Below are 13394 nucleotides of genomic sequence, written 5' to 3'. Positions count from 1 at the left end.
CGCTCGCCGGCGGCGAGTACGTCAGCATCACCCTGCCGGAGGACGCCTCCACCCAGTACGTGGGCTCCTCCGCGCTGGTCCGCAGCGGTGACGACGCCCTGGTCCCGACCGGCGGCGCGCTGGAGCCGGTCGAGATCACCGGCGGGGCGGCGCCGATGCTGGCCGAGGGCTCCGAGGTGCTCACCGCGGTGCGCACCGGCGCCTGGACCTGGGTCGACCCCGAAGGGGAGGTCGCCGAGGTCAACGCCCGCCGCCCGGAGAACGCCGGTGAGATGGAGGCGGTGGTCACCGCCCTGCGCGAGTACGTGATCATCCGCTGGGAACCGCTGCGCGGCGACGGGGCCGTGCTGGCCTTCCACGACAGCCGCGACGGCTCCGTCATCGGCGCCGCCGAGATCGACCCGGCCGACCTTGAGGACGTGCGCCACCGCTCCGGCCCCATCGGCACCGCCGTCGTCGCCTACGGTCCGGTCGTGCTGGACCCCGAGAGCGGCGCCACCGCGGTCGTCCCCGGCTTCGAACCGCAGATGGCCGTGGGCACCACCGTGTTCGGCCAGCTCGACGGCGCGGCGGCGGCCGTGAGCGCGGCCGGTGAGGTCCGCGAGCCGGACCCGGCCTCGGCCCAGCCGGCCGGTCTGCTCGGCGGCAACGCCATCGTGGTCCACGAGGACCACCTCTATGCCATCCCCTCTCAGTGATCACCCCCGATAAATGAAGAAAGGAGTGGGATGTCCCCCAAGAAGCGGGCATTGACCGTGACCGCTGCCGGTCTGTTCATGGCCGGGTTCTCGGTGAGCCCTGCGTTCGCCGAGCCCCTGGAGGAGACCACCCCCGAGGCTGCGTCCGACGCGGCGGAGGAGACCACCGCCCCTCAGGTCCTTCCTGAGATTCCGGTCGTCACCCCCATCGTCGAGGAGACCTTCCAGATCCTCCCGTTCGACCTCACCGACCCCGGTGAGGGCGAGGACCCCGGTGACGGCGGCGGCGACCCCGACCCCGACCCGGGTGAGGGCGAGGACCCCGGCGAGGGTGAAGACCCCGGCGGGGAGGACCCGGGTGGCGAGGACCCCGGCGGTGAGGACCCCGGTGGTGAAGACCCCGGTGGCGAGAACCCGGGCGGTGAGGACCCCGGCGGTGAAGACCCCGGTGGCGAGAACCCCGGCGGTGAGAACCCCGGTGGCGAGAACCCCGACCCGGGTGAAGGCGGAAACCCCGGTGGCAACGACGGTGACGAGAGCCAGGCTCCCGGCACCACCGCCCCCGGCAGCTCCTCCCCGGTGACCGCCGGCACCACCGGTTCCACCGGTTCCGGCGGCCCCACGCCCACCCTGCCGACCACCGGTGTCGACATGGAGGGCTTCGTCCTGGGCGGTGCCATCGTCACGGGTATCGGCGTCCTCGCCCTCTGGGCGGGCGCGCGTCGTCCCTCCGTGGTGGTCGACTGACAGACGGAGCCGCACACTCCGTCGGCCGTCGCCCGGTGAGGGCGCGGACCACGTGCACGGGCCCCCGGACGCCTCGGCGTCCGGGGCCCTCATCGTTCCCGCACCCGGGGACCGCGTCCTCAGGCGCGCGGGCGCAGCGCCGGTGCGAGCAGGAACGCGCACACCCCGGCCGCCGCGATCGTCCACAGCGCGGTCCCCAGCGCCGTCGAGTCCGCGATCAGGCCCACCACCGGCGGGAACGCCAGGAAGCCCGCGCGCCCCAGCCAGCCGACGATGGTCACCCCGTCCCCGGTGCGCACCCCGGGCACGTTCCCGGCGGCCGCCAGCGTCAGCGGGAACAGCGTGGACACCCCCAGGCCCATCACACCGAACCCGATGATCGTCGTCGCCTGGTGCGGCAGCGCCAGCGCCAGCGCGACCCCGCCCGCCGCCAGCAGCCCGCAGGCCCGGCCCACGGTCGCGGCGCCGAACCGGTCGGTGACCCGGTCGCCCAGCAGCCGGCCCACCACCATCATCGCCTGGCAGGCCACGAACGGCATCGCCGCCAGGAACAGCGAGGCGTCCAGCTCGTCGGCCATGTACACCGCGCCCCAGGACGCCGCGGCGTCCTCGATGCCCCCGGCCAGCATCAGCAGCACACCCAGCACGACGAGCAGCAGCACCGCCCGCCCGGGGATGCGCGGCCGCCGCCCGTTCTCCTCCCCGGCGCCGTCGGCGCGTTCGCTGTCCTCGGGTCCGGGCAGCAGCATCCGGCTCGCCGTCAGGTTCACCGCCACCAGCACCACGGCCGTGCCGCCCAGGTGCCACAGGATCGGCACCCCCGAGCCGGCCATGACCGCGCCGAGCAGGCCGCCGGAGACCGCGGCCAGGCTCCACACCGCGTGGAAGGTGTTGATGATGGTCCGCCCGTACCGGCGCTGCACCCGCAGCCCGTGCGAGTTCTGCGCCGAGTCCGTCCAGGCGTCCGCGCAGCCCATGACGAACAGGGCCCCCGCCAGCGCCCACCAGTTCTGCGCCAGCGCGATGAACGGAAGCGCTCCCAGGGAGAGCAGGCTGGTCCCCACCACGGTGGGTCCGCTGCCGAACCGGTGGATCAGCGGACCGGCGAGCATCCCGGTCAGGATCGCGCCGGTCGGCATCGCCGCGATCGCCAGCCCCAGCTCGGTGTTGCTCAGCCCCAGCCCGGACTTGATCGCCGGAAGCCAGGGGACCGCGTTGGTGTACGTGAAACCGTTGACGAAGAAGAGGGTGGAGACCGCGATCCTCGCCCGGCGGGCCTGCCGGGGCGGGGCTGTGGTCTTGGGGCTGTTCATGCGACTCCCACGGGTGGCCGTTCGATGCCTGCGGATGCTATCGACTCCGGTCCGGGCGGGGCCACGCGATTCCCGCGCTCCCCCTTCGCCCCCGCGGCGGACTTGCCATCCGCCGTCGTCCCGATTTACATAGGGACTCTGCTCGGTAACCGGAAAACGTCCCGACGGCCGTCCACGACCGCACACGGTCACCACCGACCCCGGTCCCCGCCCCCAGCGACCCGCTCACGCGCAGGGCACGGGCCCCCGACGCCGACTCCCTCACCCCGGCCGCCGTCCCCGCGGCGCCCGGACGGAACCGGAAGAGCCCATGATCAATACGAGCGCGCTGCGGAACAAGCCCACACTCACCGGAAGGCACGTGCGCCTGGTCCCACTGGGCCCCGAGCACACGGACGCCTATTTCGCGGCGGGACTCGACGAGGAGATCCGCAGGCTCACCGGGACCCACCACCACCTCACCTACGACGAGGCCCGGGAGTGGTGCCGCGGCCGCCCGCCCCGCCCGAACCGGCTGGACCTGGCCATCACCGACCCCCACGACGGCCGCTACCTCGGCGAGCTGTCGCTGTACTCGGTGGCCCCGGAGAACGAGAGCGCCGGCTACCGCATCGCCCTGTCGGGCCTGGAGTTCACCGGCAAGGGGCTGGGCCGCGAGGCCACCCGGATGGTGCTCGACTACGCCTTCGAACACGTGGGCCTGCACCGGGTCTGGCTGTACGTCTACACCTTCAACATGAGGGCCATCGCCGTGTACCGCTCCTGCGGGTTCTCCGTCGAGGGGCGGCTGCGCGACGCGCTGCTGTGGGAGGGGCGCCGCCACGACGCCCTGCTCATGGCGGTGCTCAGGAACGGGTTCCGAAGGTCCTGACCCGCAGGGTTTTGACCGCGCCCGGGGTTGCAACCTCCGCCTCCCGGGGTATGTCCGGTACCACTTTTCCATCGGCTCCCTTCGACACGGCGAGAGGAGCGGCGCCCGAGCCCGGCGCCGGTGAGGCACATGAATCCGGTACCCGTTTCCCTGCCGTTCACCGACCGCTCCGAGGCGGGCCGCCGCCTGGCGGAGCGGGTCCGACCGTACGCGGTCTCCGATCCCCTGGTCCTCGCCCTGCCGCGGGGCGGTGTCCCGGTCGGCGCGGAGCTGGCCCGGCGCCTGGACGCCGATTTCGACGTTCTGGTCGTCCGCAAGATCGGTCTGCCGGGCCGTCCCGAACTGGGGGTCGGCGCGATCGCCGAGGACGGGCGCGTCCTCTTCGACGACCGGGCGCTGGCCCGGATGCGGGTGCCCCGCCAGGCCCTGGCCGGGACGGTGGACGCCGAACGCGCCGAGCTCGACCGCCGCCGCCGGGTCTACCGCGGGGAGCGCCCGCCGCCGGACATCGCCGGGCGCGACTGCGTGGTCGTCGACGACGGGGTGGCCACCGGCGGCACCGCCCGCGCCGCCCTGCGCATGGTGCGCCAGGCCGGCCCGGCCCAGCTGGTGCTGGCCGTCCCGGTCGCCTCCAGGGAGGCGATCGCGATGCTCAAGGAGGAGGCCGACGCCGTCGTGGTGCTCGGCGTCCCGGACAACTTCCGCGCGGTGGGGGAGTGGTACCGCGACTTCGACCAGCTCTCCGACGGCCACGTCACCGCCATCATGTCGGAGGTGGGGCGCAGCCACAGCCGGCCGGGCACGGCCCGGGGCGTGCGGATCCGCGCGGGCGACGTCTACCTGGACGGCGACCTCACCCTCCCGGCGGTCCTGCGCGGCGCGGTCGTGCTGTCGTTCGGGGAGGCGCGCGGCGACCCGCGCTGGCGGGCGATCGCCTCGGTGCTCCAGCGGGCGGGCTACGCGACCCTCATGCTCGACCTGCTGGTGGGGGAGGAACGCTCCTCGGTGGGCGGCGGCGCCGCCACGGAGGTGCTGGGCGAGCGGCTGAGCTCGGCCGTCACCTGGCTGCGCCGGGCCACCGACGCCGCCAGCGAGCCGGTGGGGGTGCTGGGTTCGGGGGCGGCGGCCCCGGCCGCGCTGGTGACCGCCGCCCGGCGGCCCGGCGACGTGGCCGCGGTGGTGGTGCACGGCGGCCGGATCGACCTGGCCGAACCCACCCTGCCGGACGTGCGGGCCCCGGTCCTGGTGCTGCTGGAGAGCCGCGACTCGTTCGTGCGCGAACTGGGGGAGTGGGCCCGGGGCCGGATGGGCGGGCCCACCGACCTCAAGGTGATGTCGGGCGCCGAGCAACTGCTCCGGGGCGCCCAGGAGTGGCGGCAGGTGGCGGTGGAGACCCAGGACTGGTTCGACCGGTACCTCCCGGGCCGCCGGGGTTGATCCCCGGGCGGGAGCCGGTCCCCGGGCCGGGAAACGAAGAACCCGCGCCGCCACCGACCGGAGGTCGGGGCGACGCGGGTCTCGCACGGGGCCGGGGCCGCCGAGGAAGAAGATCGACGCTGATCGCGGCGTGCGCGATCGCCTGGGGAATCAGGCGGCGTTGGCGCGGCGCATACGACGACGACGCTCAGAGGCGCGCTCGTCCTCGTTCAGGCCGCCCCAGGTGCCGTACTTCTCCGGACGCGAGATCGCATAGTCCAGGCAGTCGGTTCGAACCGGGCAGGCCGCACAGATCTCCTTGGCCTTGCGCTCGCGGATCTCCCGCTCCGGCTGGCGCTCGCCATCCGGGCCGAAGAAGAGCACAAGGTCCTCGCCCCGGCACGCGGCGGCATCCTGCCACCCCCAGCTCGGGCGGGGGCGCAGCGCGGCCTGCCGACGTACCTGAGACATGCTTGAACCACCTCTACTGAAATCACTAGTAAGCTGTCGGAAAAAGCTTCAGTCACCTAAAAGTCGGTCATGCGGCGTGAGTGACCCCGCACGACGCAAACGCCGGACGGTGCAGGCAATGTTCCCCGGTGTGGCTGAGACCACGAGAAGCACGCGAGCCATGCGGCGGTGATCGCCGACTGCGGGTGTGCTCTCACGCGAACGGCTCTCGGAGGCGGTGACGGCCATCCGTCCGAGCCGGTACGTAATCATGCCATCCCCACTCCCGATCGTGCACGGGGGGTGGGGAAATTACTCGCCCAACCGTTACCGAAAACTGGTGCCTAGAGGCGGATCTCCGGTCGTTTGTCCGAGTTCGTCACTTATCGCAAGAACGAGCGTCTCGCGAAGGACACAGCACATCGTATGGGGCGATGTCCCTCCTGCCTAGGGGCTCCCCGTGATGCGCCGATCACATTGCGGACACGACACGTCACCGCGATTGGGTGGGACCGTATGTCCTCACCCTCCGTCGCCGCCCCCGGGGCGAACGACGGCCGGGAGAGACCAGGACTGCGCCGAAGGCGTCCGTTGAGGGCGGTGGTGGGCGACGGGCGGGCCCCTAGGGGAAGGACCAGGGGCGCGCAGGGGAACGGGTCGTGGTGTCCGGGCGTCACACGCGATAGAAAACGAAGGACGCTCCCGGCACCGGGAGGTCCCCCGCACCACCACCAAGGAGTTCGAGTCGCCGTGGCACTCCTGCGGTTCATCCTCAACGTCATCTGGTTCTTCGTCGCGGGCCTCGGCCTCGCGCTGGGCTACGCCTTCGCCGGGATCATCTGCTTCATCCTCATCGTGACGATCCCCTTCGGCGTCGCCTCCTTCCGGATGGCCGGATACGCCCTGTGGCCCTTCGGCCGCGAGCTCGTGCGCAGGCCCGACGCCGGCGGGGGCAGCACCGTCCTCAACGTCATCTGGATCATCGTCGCCGGCTGGTGGCTCACCCTCGGGCACATCGCCGCCGCGATCGGGCTGGCGATCACCGTCATCGGCATCCCCATGGCCTGGGCCTCGCTCAAGATGATCCCGGTCGCCCTGGCCCCCTTCGGCAACGAGGTCGTCGAGAGCGGCCGCCCCCGGGAACCCTGGCAGCTCTGACACCGTTCTCACGCCGACGGGTGCGAACCCCTCATCCCCCGAGCGCATCATCCTCAACAGAACCCCCGTGCACCCCCTCCACCCCGGGGCGGGGCACCCGCAGCAGTGAAGAATGGAGTCGATGTGCAAGCCCAACGGCCGGGAGTGTGGGCGCTCCTGAACAAGTGGCTCGCCGCGCGCAGAGCCGACGAGGAGCGCCGCGCCAGGCTGGAGGCCGAGGAGCGCGAGATCGCCGAGGCCCGGCGCCGGGCCGAGGAGGAGGCGGCGCAGGCCGAGGCCGCCGCCACCAAACCCGACCTGCTGCGCAGGGTCAGCGACGTCGCCTGGCGGATGCTGCTCCTGGGATTCGTCGCAGGCCTGCTGATCTACGCCCTGGTGTACCTGTCGGTGGTCACCCTGCCGCTGGTCCTCGCGGTCTTCATCACCGCGCTGCTCATGCCGCTGGCCAACTGGCTGCGCAGCAAGGGGCTGGGCCGGGGGCTCTCCACCACGATCTCCATCGTGGTGGCGCTCGTCGTCTTCGGCGGCGTCCTGACGATGATCATCATGCCGGCGGTCCAGGGCTCGGACGCCCTGGTCAAGAGCGTCACCGACGGCCTGGAGGAGATCCAGAACCTCCAGCTGCCGTTCGGGCTGAGCCCGGAGATGTTCGAGCTCGACGACATGATCGCCGACGCCACCCGGCAGATCACCACCCTGATCGAGGAGAACAGCAGCCAGCTCATCAGCGGCGCGTGGACCGCGGGCGCCGCGGTCGTCTCGATCCTGGTCGGCATCGTCCTGATCATCGCCCTGACCGTGTACTTCGTGCACTCCGGCGACCTGCTCATGGACTGGCTGCTCACCCTGCTCCCGCCGGGTGCGCGCGTGGGCCTGCACCACGCCGGGCACGTCGCCTACAAGGTGATGGGCAACTACGTGCGCGGGGTGGCGGCGGTCGGCGCCATCGACGCCATCGGCATCGGCCTGCTGCTGGTCTTCGTCCTGGACCCCAGCCTGGCGATCCCGCTGATCGTGCTCACCTTCATCGGCGCGTTCCTGCCGATCATCGGCGCGTTCCTCAGCGGCCTGATCGCCGTCCTGGTGACGTTCGTGACCGTGGACTGGGTCTGGGCGCTCATCGTGCTCGGCTGGGTGATCCTCATCCAGCAGCTGGAGAGCAACGTCTTCGCGCCGCGCATCTACGGCCAGGCGCTGGAGCTGCCCTCGCCGATCGTCCTCATCGCGATCTCCATCGGCGCGGTCCTGGGCAACATCCCCGGTATGTTCCTGGCCACCCCGGTGGCCGCGGTGATCGCCGCGCTGCTGCGCGACCGGCCGCCGACGACACCGGAGGAGCACGGGAAGGCCGCGCCCGACGATCCCGGCGGGCCGCCGACCGAGAAGGCCAAGAAGAAGCAGGCCGTCCTGGCCACGGCGCCCTCCCCGGGGGAGCCCGCCAAGACCGCGGCCAAGCCCGCCAAGGGGGACAGGAGGGAGGACGTTCCGGAGGACCCGCCCTCCGGCGACTGATCCCCTTCCCTCCCGGCCCCCGGGAATGTCCGGCGTCCCCGTTCCTGTTCGACAGGACGGGGACGCCGTCGTCCGCCCCGGGGAGAAAACCCCTGGCGGTGTCTCCGAGCACTGCCGTTAGGCTGGATCGGTCGGCCCCACGCCGCCCGTCCCCCTCATCCGCGCGCACCGCCGCCGGATCCGTGCGCCCGGCCACCCGAACTCCACCTCGTAGGAAGCCCCATCATGCTGATCGCCACCGACCTCGAACTGCGCGTCGGTCCTCGCCTCCTGCTGGAGCCGACCACCTTCCGCGTCGCCGCCGGTGACCGCATCGGGCTGGTGGGGCGCAACGGCGCGGGCAAGACCACGATGACCAAGGTGCTGGCGGGCGAGGGCCTGCCCACCGCCGGCACCGTCACCTCCTCCGGGAGCATCGGCTACCTGCCCCAGGACCCGCGCACCGGCGACCTGGAGGTGCTGGCCCGGGACCGCATCCTGTCGGCCCGCGGCATCGACGAGGCCCTGCGCGGGCTGCGCGAGGCCGAGAAGAAGATGGCCAGCACCGACACCAAGACCCGCAACAAGGGTGTGCGCGCCTACGCCCGCTGGGAGGAGCGCCTGCACGTGCTGGGCGGCTACGCCGCCGAGTCCGAGGCCGCCGCCATCTCCTCCAGCCTGGGCCTGCCCGACAAGGTGCTGGGCCAGCCGCTGCGCACCCTGTCCGGCGGCCAGCGCCGCCGCATCGAGCTGGCGCGCATCCTGTTCAGCGGGGCCGACACCCTGCTGCTGGACGAGCCCACCAACCACCTGGACGCCGACTCCATCGTCTGGCTGCGCGACTTCCTCAAGTCCCACCAGGGCGGGCTCATCGTGATCAGCCACGACGTGGAACTGGTCGACCAGGTGGTGAACAAGGTCTTCTACCTGGACGCCAACCGCAGCGTCATCGACATCTACAACATGGGCTGGAAGCAGTACCTGGCCCAGCGCGAGGCCGACGAGCGCCGCCGCAAGCGGGAGCTGGCCAACGCCGAGAAGCAGGCCGACACCCTGCGCAAGCAGGCCGACAAGTTCCGGTCCAAGGCGACCAAGGCGCGCGCCGCCCAGCAGATGCTCAACCGCGCCGACCGCATCCTGGGCGGTGTGGCGGGGGTGCGCCAGGCCGACCGCGTCGCCAAGCTGCGCTTCCCCGACCCGGCGCCGAGCGGGCGCACCCCGCTGATGGCGGAGGGGCTGTCCAAGTCCTACGGGTCGCTGGAGATCTTCACCGGCGTGGACCTGGCCATCGACCGGGGCAGCCGGGTCGTCATCCTGGGCCTCAACGGCGCGGGCAAGACGACGCTGCTGCGCCTGCTGGGCGGGGTCGAACAGCCCGACTTCGGGCGGGTGGTCCCCGGGCACGGGCTCAAGCTGGGCTACTACGCCCAGGAGCACGAGACCCTGGACGTGAACCGCAGCGTCCTGGAGAACATGATGAGCGCCGCCCCGGACCTGCCCGAGGTGGAGGCGCGGCGCACCCTGGGCTCGTTCCTGTTCACCGGGGACGACGTGGACAAGCCCGCCGGGGTGCTCTCCGGCGGTGAGAAGACCCGGCTGGCGCTGGCCACGCTGGTGGTCTCCAGCGCCAACGTGCTGCTGCTGGACGAGCCGACCAACAACCTGGACCCGGCCAGCCGCGAGGAGATCCTGGCGGCGCTGCGCAACTACAAGGGCGCGATCGTGCTGGTCACCCACGACGAGGGTGCGGTGGACGCGCTCCAGCCCGAGCGGGTCATCCTGCTGCCCGACGGGGTCGAGGACGTGTGGAACGCCGAGTTCGAGGACCTCATCGCGCTCGCGTGACCGCCGGTGGGTGAGGGTCCCGGGTGATCCGGGATGAGGGGGTGGACGCCCGGGGGACCGGGGAGGTTCACCCCTTCTCTTTTCGGTCGGGGTTTGCGGCGTTCCGAAAACCGGGGATCGCCCGGCGTGTCCGGCGTGGCGGGCGTTCAATGTGGCGGTCCGCGATCACGATGTCCCATCATTGAGGGTCCCGACCGTCGACCCCTCAGAGGAGTGAACCTGTGAACGACGAGCTGAGAAAGGGTACCCGGGTGGCCGGTGAGAACCGTTCCGAACTCGCGGTCGAGCTCAAGCGCCGCTATGACGCGGGCGAGAGCATCCGCCAGCTGGCGGCGGCCACCGGTCGCTCGTACGGTTTCGTGCACCGCCTGCTCGGTGAGGCGGGGGTGGAGCTGCGCGGCCGGGGCGGGGCGACACGCAAGGCCTGAGCGCCGCCCTCGGTTACCCATGAGTAATATTCGGGGTGACACGGCACACCCACGGAAGGAACCCCATGGCACAGGCCCCGAACGGCGCCGGTGAGCCCCCCACCGAGGACGAGCTCTCCCGGGCCGGGCTCAGACTGAAGGTGGACGGGCACATCGCCCGCATCACCATCAGCCGTCCCGAGCGGCGCAACGCGATGACCGGGCGCACCTGGACGACCCTGGCCCACATCGGCCAGACCCTTCCCGAAGATGTCCGAATCGTCGTGATCGCCGGAGAGGGCGACATCTTCTCCGCCGGGATCGACCTCAACATGTTCACCCCCGAGGGGGTCGAGGGCGAGCGCTCCCTGGTGGCCGGCGTCCTGGACGGCAGCGCCGACGCCGACGACATCGAGGGCCACATCGCCGAGCTCCAGGAGGGCTTCCTGTGGCTGCGCCGCCCCGACATCGTCAGCGTCGCCGCCGTCCGGGGGCACGCCATCGGCGCCGGGTTCCAGCTGGCCCTGTCCTGTGACATCCGCATCCTCGCCGAGGACGCCAAGTTCACGATGAAGGAACCCGCCCTGGGCCTGGTCCCCGACCTCACCGGCACCAAGCCGCTGGTCGACATCGTCGGCGTCAACCGCGCCGTCGAGATCTGCCTGACCGCCCGCCGGGTCGAGGCCGCCGAGGCCCGCGAGCTGGGCCTGGCCGAGCTCGTCGTCCCCGTGGAGGAGCTCGACGGTGCCGTCGACGACGTGATCGCCGCGCTGCTGGCCACCAACCCCGAGGCGGCCACCGCCACCAAGGCGCTGCTCCAGCAGGCCGCCGGCAACACGCTCCAGGAGCAGGCGCGCGCCGAGCGCCGCGCCCAGGTCGACCGGCTGACCTCCCTGGCCAAGGCCATGGGCGCCGGGTCCTGACGGTCGCCCCCCGATGGCGGGGACGGGCCGGAGAGACCCGGATCACGGGTGAAAAACGCCCGTCCCGTCCCCACATCGGAGCGATCTCTAGTACGCTTCACCAAGCGGTCGTTCGCAATGCCGCGCGCATCAGGGCGCGCCGAGACCGCTCAAGACGCGGATCTCGTACGCCGATCGCATCGGCGCGACTCTTCCCGAAGAGACCAAGCCCCATGTTCCACGTAGGGGCCCACATCCGCGTGTGATCAGGCGCGTTTGTGTGATTTCTTCGCCGGGACCGCGATGGCCGTCCGTGTGGAGCCTTCCTCGAAACGCCGCCAACCGATGAGGAAGGTACACGTCACCTTGACGGACACTGCCGTAGAAGAGCCTGCCTTCGACAGCCTCGGGCTTCCCCAGGACATCGTCGACGAGCTGGCCAAGAACGGTGTGACCACCCCGTTCCCGATCCAGGCGGCCACGATCCCCGACGCCCTCGAAGGACTCGACGTCCTCGGCTGCGGTCGCACCGGATCGGGCAAGACCCTGGCCTTCGGCCTGCCGGTCCTGGTCCGCGCCGCCGAGCGCCGGGCCGCCGCCAACCGCCCCCGGGCCCTGATCCTCGTGCCCACCCGCGAACTCGCCCACCAGGTCCGCGACGCGCTGCGCACCTACGCCCGCATCGTGGGCGCCCGCGTCGGCGACGTCGTCGGCGGCAGCTCCTACACCCGCCAGATCAACGAGCTGCGCCGCGGTGTCGAGGTCCTGGTCGCCACCCCCGGCCGTCTCACCGACCTCATCGAGCAGGGCGCCTGCGACCTGGGCGACGTCGAGGTCTCGGTGCTGGACGAGGCCGACCAGATGTGCGACATGGGCTTCATGCCCCAGGTCAGCGAGCTGCTCGACCAGGTCAAGCCCGAGGGCCAGACCCTGCTGTTCTCCGCCACGCTCGACGGCGACGTCGACAAGCTGGTGCGCAAGTACATGAACGACCCGCGCACCCACTCGGTGGACCCGCCGGTCTCCCAGGTCACCACCATGGAGCACCACCTGCTCAAGGTGCTGCCCCGCGACAAGAACAAGATCATCGCCCAGATCGCCGCGCGCGAGGGCCGCACCATCCTGTTCGTACGCAGCAAGTACCGCGCCGACACGATCAGCGAGCAGCTGGCCGAGGCCGGCGTCCCCAGCGCGTCCCTGCACGGCGGCAAGACCCAGAGCGTGCGCACCCGCACCCTGGCCAAGTTCCGTGAGGGCCGCATCCAGGCCCTGGTCGCCACCGACGTCGCCGCCCGCGGCATCCACGTCGACGGCATCGACCTGGTCGTCAACATCGACCTGCCCACCGGGCACAAGGACTACCTGCACCGCGGCGGCCGCACGGCCCGCGCCGGTTCCTCCGGCTCCGTGGTGTCCTTGGTGGCGCCCAACCAGCGCCGCATGGCCCGACGCCTGCTCAGCGACGCCGGCGTCGACGCCCAGCAGCACCTGGTCAACCCCGGTGACGAACTGCTCACCGAGGTGACCGGCGCCCGCGAGCCCTCCTGGGAGCCGTGGATCGAGCCGCCGGAGCCGGTGCGCGAGCGCCGCGGCCGCGGCGGCCCGCGCGGCGGCGGTTACCGCGGTGGCTACCGCGGCGACCGGCGCGAGGGCGGCTACCGTGGCGGCGACCGCCGTGAAGGCGGCTACCGCGGCGACCGCGAGGGCGGTTTCCGAGGTGACCGCGACGGCGGCTTCCGCGGGGGCGAGCGCCGCGAGGGCGGTTACCGGGGTGACCGCGAGGGCGGCTACCGCGGCGACCGCGAAGGCGGCTACCGCGGCGACCGCGAAGGCGGCGGCTTCCGCGGCGGCGAGCGCCGTGAGGGCGGCTACCGCGAGGGCGGTTTCCGCGGCGGCGACCGTCCCCGCAGCGAGGGCGGCGGCTTCCGCGGGGGTGACCGCCGTGAGGGCGGTTTCCGCGGCAGTGACCGTCCGCGCAGCGAGGGCGGCTACCGCGGCAGCGACCGTCCCCGCAGCGAGGGCGGCTTCCGCGGCGGTGACCGCCGTGAGGGCGGCTACCGCGGCGACCGCCGGGGCGGCGAGCGCTTCGACTCCGC

At 72.2% G+C, this 13394-nt stretch carries 11 protein-coding genes and 1 pseudogene; 10 read left to right on the top strand and 2 right to left on the bottom strand.

The window, feature by feature from the left end; all coding sequences use genetic code 11:
* Together ACJOT3_RS24685 and ACJOT3_RS24680 are read left to right on the top strand one after the other, a co-directional pair.
* Positions 1-698: pseudogene (locus ACJOT3_RS24685) on the top strand (hypothetical protein); the annotation flags it as partial.
* 30 nt (positions 699-728) lie between these two features.
* Positions 729-1445, top strand: a complete 717-nt coding sequence (locus tag ACJOT3_RS24680; protein WP_406975481.1) for a hypothetical protein — start codon at positions 729-731, stop codon at positions 1443-1445.
* A 119-nt stretch (positions 1446-1564) separates the two neighbouring features.
* Here ACJOT3_RS24680 and ACJOT3_RS24675 read toward each other — a convergent pair whose 3' ends face one another.
* Entirely contained in the window at positions 1565-2758 is a 1194-nt protein-coding gene (locus tag ACJOT3_RS24675) for an MFS transporter (RefSeq protein WP_406975480.1), read from the bottom strand.
* Between the two features lie 310 nt (positions 2759-3068).
* Between ACJOT3_RS24675 and ACJOT3_RS24670 the strand changes: the two genes are divergently transcribed.
* Entirely contained in the window at positions 3069-3629 is a 561-nt protein-coding gene (locus ACJOT3_RS24670; RefSeq protein WP_406975479.1) for a GNAT family N-acetyltransferase, read from the top strand.
* A gap of 129 nt (positions 3630-3758) precedes the next feature.
* On the top strand, positions 3759-5066 hold the full coding sequence (locus ACJOT3_RS24665; RefSeq protein WP_406975478.1) for a phosphoribosyltransferase family protein: 1308 nt from the start codon (positions 3759-3761) through the stop codon (positions 5064-5066).
* Between the two features lie 150 nt (positions 5067-5216).
* Here the strand turns inward: ACJOT3_RS24665 and ACJOT3_RS24660 are convergent, their stop codons facing one another.
* A complete protein-coding gene (locus tag ACJOT3_RS24660) occupies positions 5217-5516 on the bottom strand; it encodes a WhiB family transcriptional regulator (protein WP_017588640.1) in 300 nt (99 codons plus the stop codon).
* Positions 5517-6245: 729 nt separating this feature from the next.
* Here ACJOT3_RS24660 and ACJOT3_RS24655 point away from each other — a divergent pair.
* From ACJOT3_RS24655 to ACJOT3_RS24630, 6 genes are all read left to right on the top strand, one after another.
* Positions 6246-6653, top strand: coding sequence for a YccF domain-containing protein (locus ACJOT3_RS24655; protein WP_406975477.1), 408 nt, complete (start codon positions 6246-6248; stop codon positions 6651-6653).
* Between the two features lie 123 nt (positions 6654-6776).
* A complete protein-coding gene (locus ACJOT3_RS24650) occupies positions 6777-8165 on the top strand; it encodes an AI-2E family transporter (RefSeq protein ID WP_406975476.1) in 1389 nt (462 codons plus the stop codon).
* A 225-nt stretch (positions 8166-8390) separates the two neighbouring features.
* Complete coding sequence (locus tag ACJOT3_RS24645) at positions 8391-9989, top strand: ABC-F family ATP-binding cassette domain-containing protein (RefSeq protein WP_406975475.1); 1599 nt, start codon at positions 8391-8393, stop codon at positions 9987-9989.
* A 221-nt stretch (positions 9990-10210) separates the two neighbouring features.
* The gene (locus ACJOT3_RS24640; protein ID WP_406975474.1) at positions 10211-10417 is read left to right on the top strand and encodes a helix-turn-helix domain-containing protein; all 207 of its coding nucleotides are present in this window, start codon (positions 10211-10213) and stop codon (positions 10415-10417) included.
* A gap of 65 nt (positions 10418-10482) precedes the next feature.
* Positions 10483-11319, top strand: a complete 837-nt coding sequence (locus ACJOT3_RS24635; RefSeq protein ID WP_406975473.1) for an enoyl-CoA hydratase/isomerase family protein — start codon at positions 10483-10485, stop codon at positions 11317-11319.
* 324 nt (positions 11320-11643) lie between these two features.
* The coding region (locus tag ACJOT3_RS24630) for a DEAD/DEAH box helicase (protein ID WP_406975472.1) at positions 11644-13394 on the top strand (1751 nt) is incomplete at its 3' end.

Origin of the sequence: Nocardiopsis protaetiae (assembly GCF_045446735.1) — a bacterium.
Taxonomy (GTDB): domain Bacteria; phylum Actinomycetota; class Actinomycetes; order Streptosporangiales; family Streptosporangiaceae; genus Nocardiopsis; species Nocardiopsis protaetiae.
This window is presented reverse-complemented; position numbering and strand designations above follow the sequence as displayed.

Coding starts and splice junctions, on each gene's coding strand:
- ACJOT3_RS24680 (WP_406975481.1), top strand. CDS start 729: ATGTCCCCCAAGAAGCGGGCATTGACCGTGACCGCTGCCGGTCTGTTC.
- ACJOT3_RS24675 (WP_406975480.1), bottom strand. CDS start 2,758: ATGAACAGCCCCAAGACCACAGCCCCGCCCCGGCAGGCCCGCCGGGCG.
- ACJOT3_RS24670 (WP_406975479.1), top strand. CDS start 3,069: ATGATCAATACGAGCGCGCTGCGGAACAAGCCCACACTCACCGGAAGG.
- ACJOT3_RS24665 (WP_406975478.1), top strand. CDS start 3,759: ATGAATCCGGTACCCGTTTCCCTGCCGTTCACCGACCGCTCCGAGGCG.
- ACJOT3_RS24660 (WP_017588640.1), bottom strand. CDS start 5,516: ATGTCTCAGGTACGTCGGCAGGCCGCGCTGCGCCCCCGCCCGAGCTGG.
- ACJOT3_RS24645 (WP_406975475.1), top strand. CDS start 8,391: ATGCTGATCGCCACCGACCTCGAACTGCGCGTCGGTCCTCGCCTCCTG.
- ACJOT3_RS24635 (WP_406975473.1), top strand. CDS start 10,483: ATGGCACAGGCCCCGAACGGCGCCGGTGAGCCCCCCACCGAGGACGAG.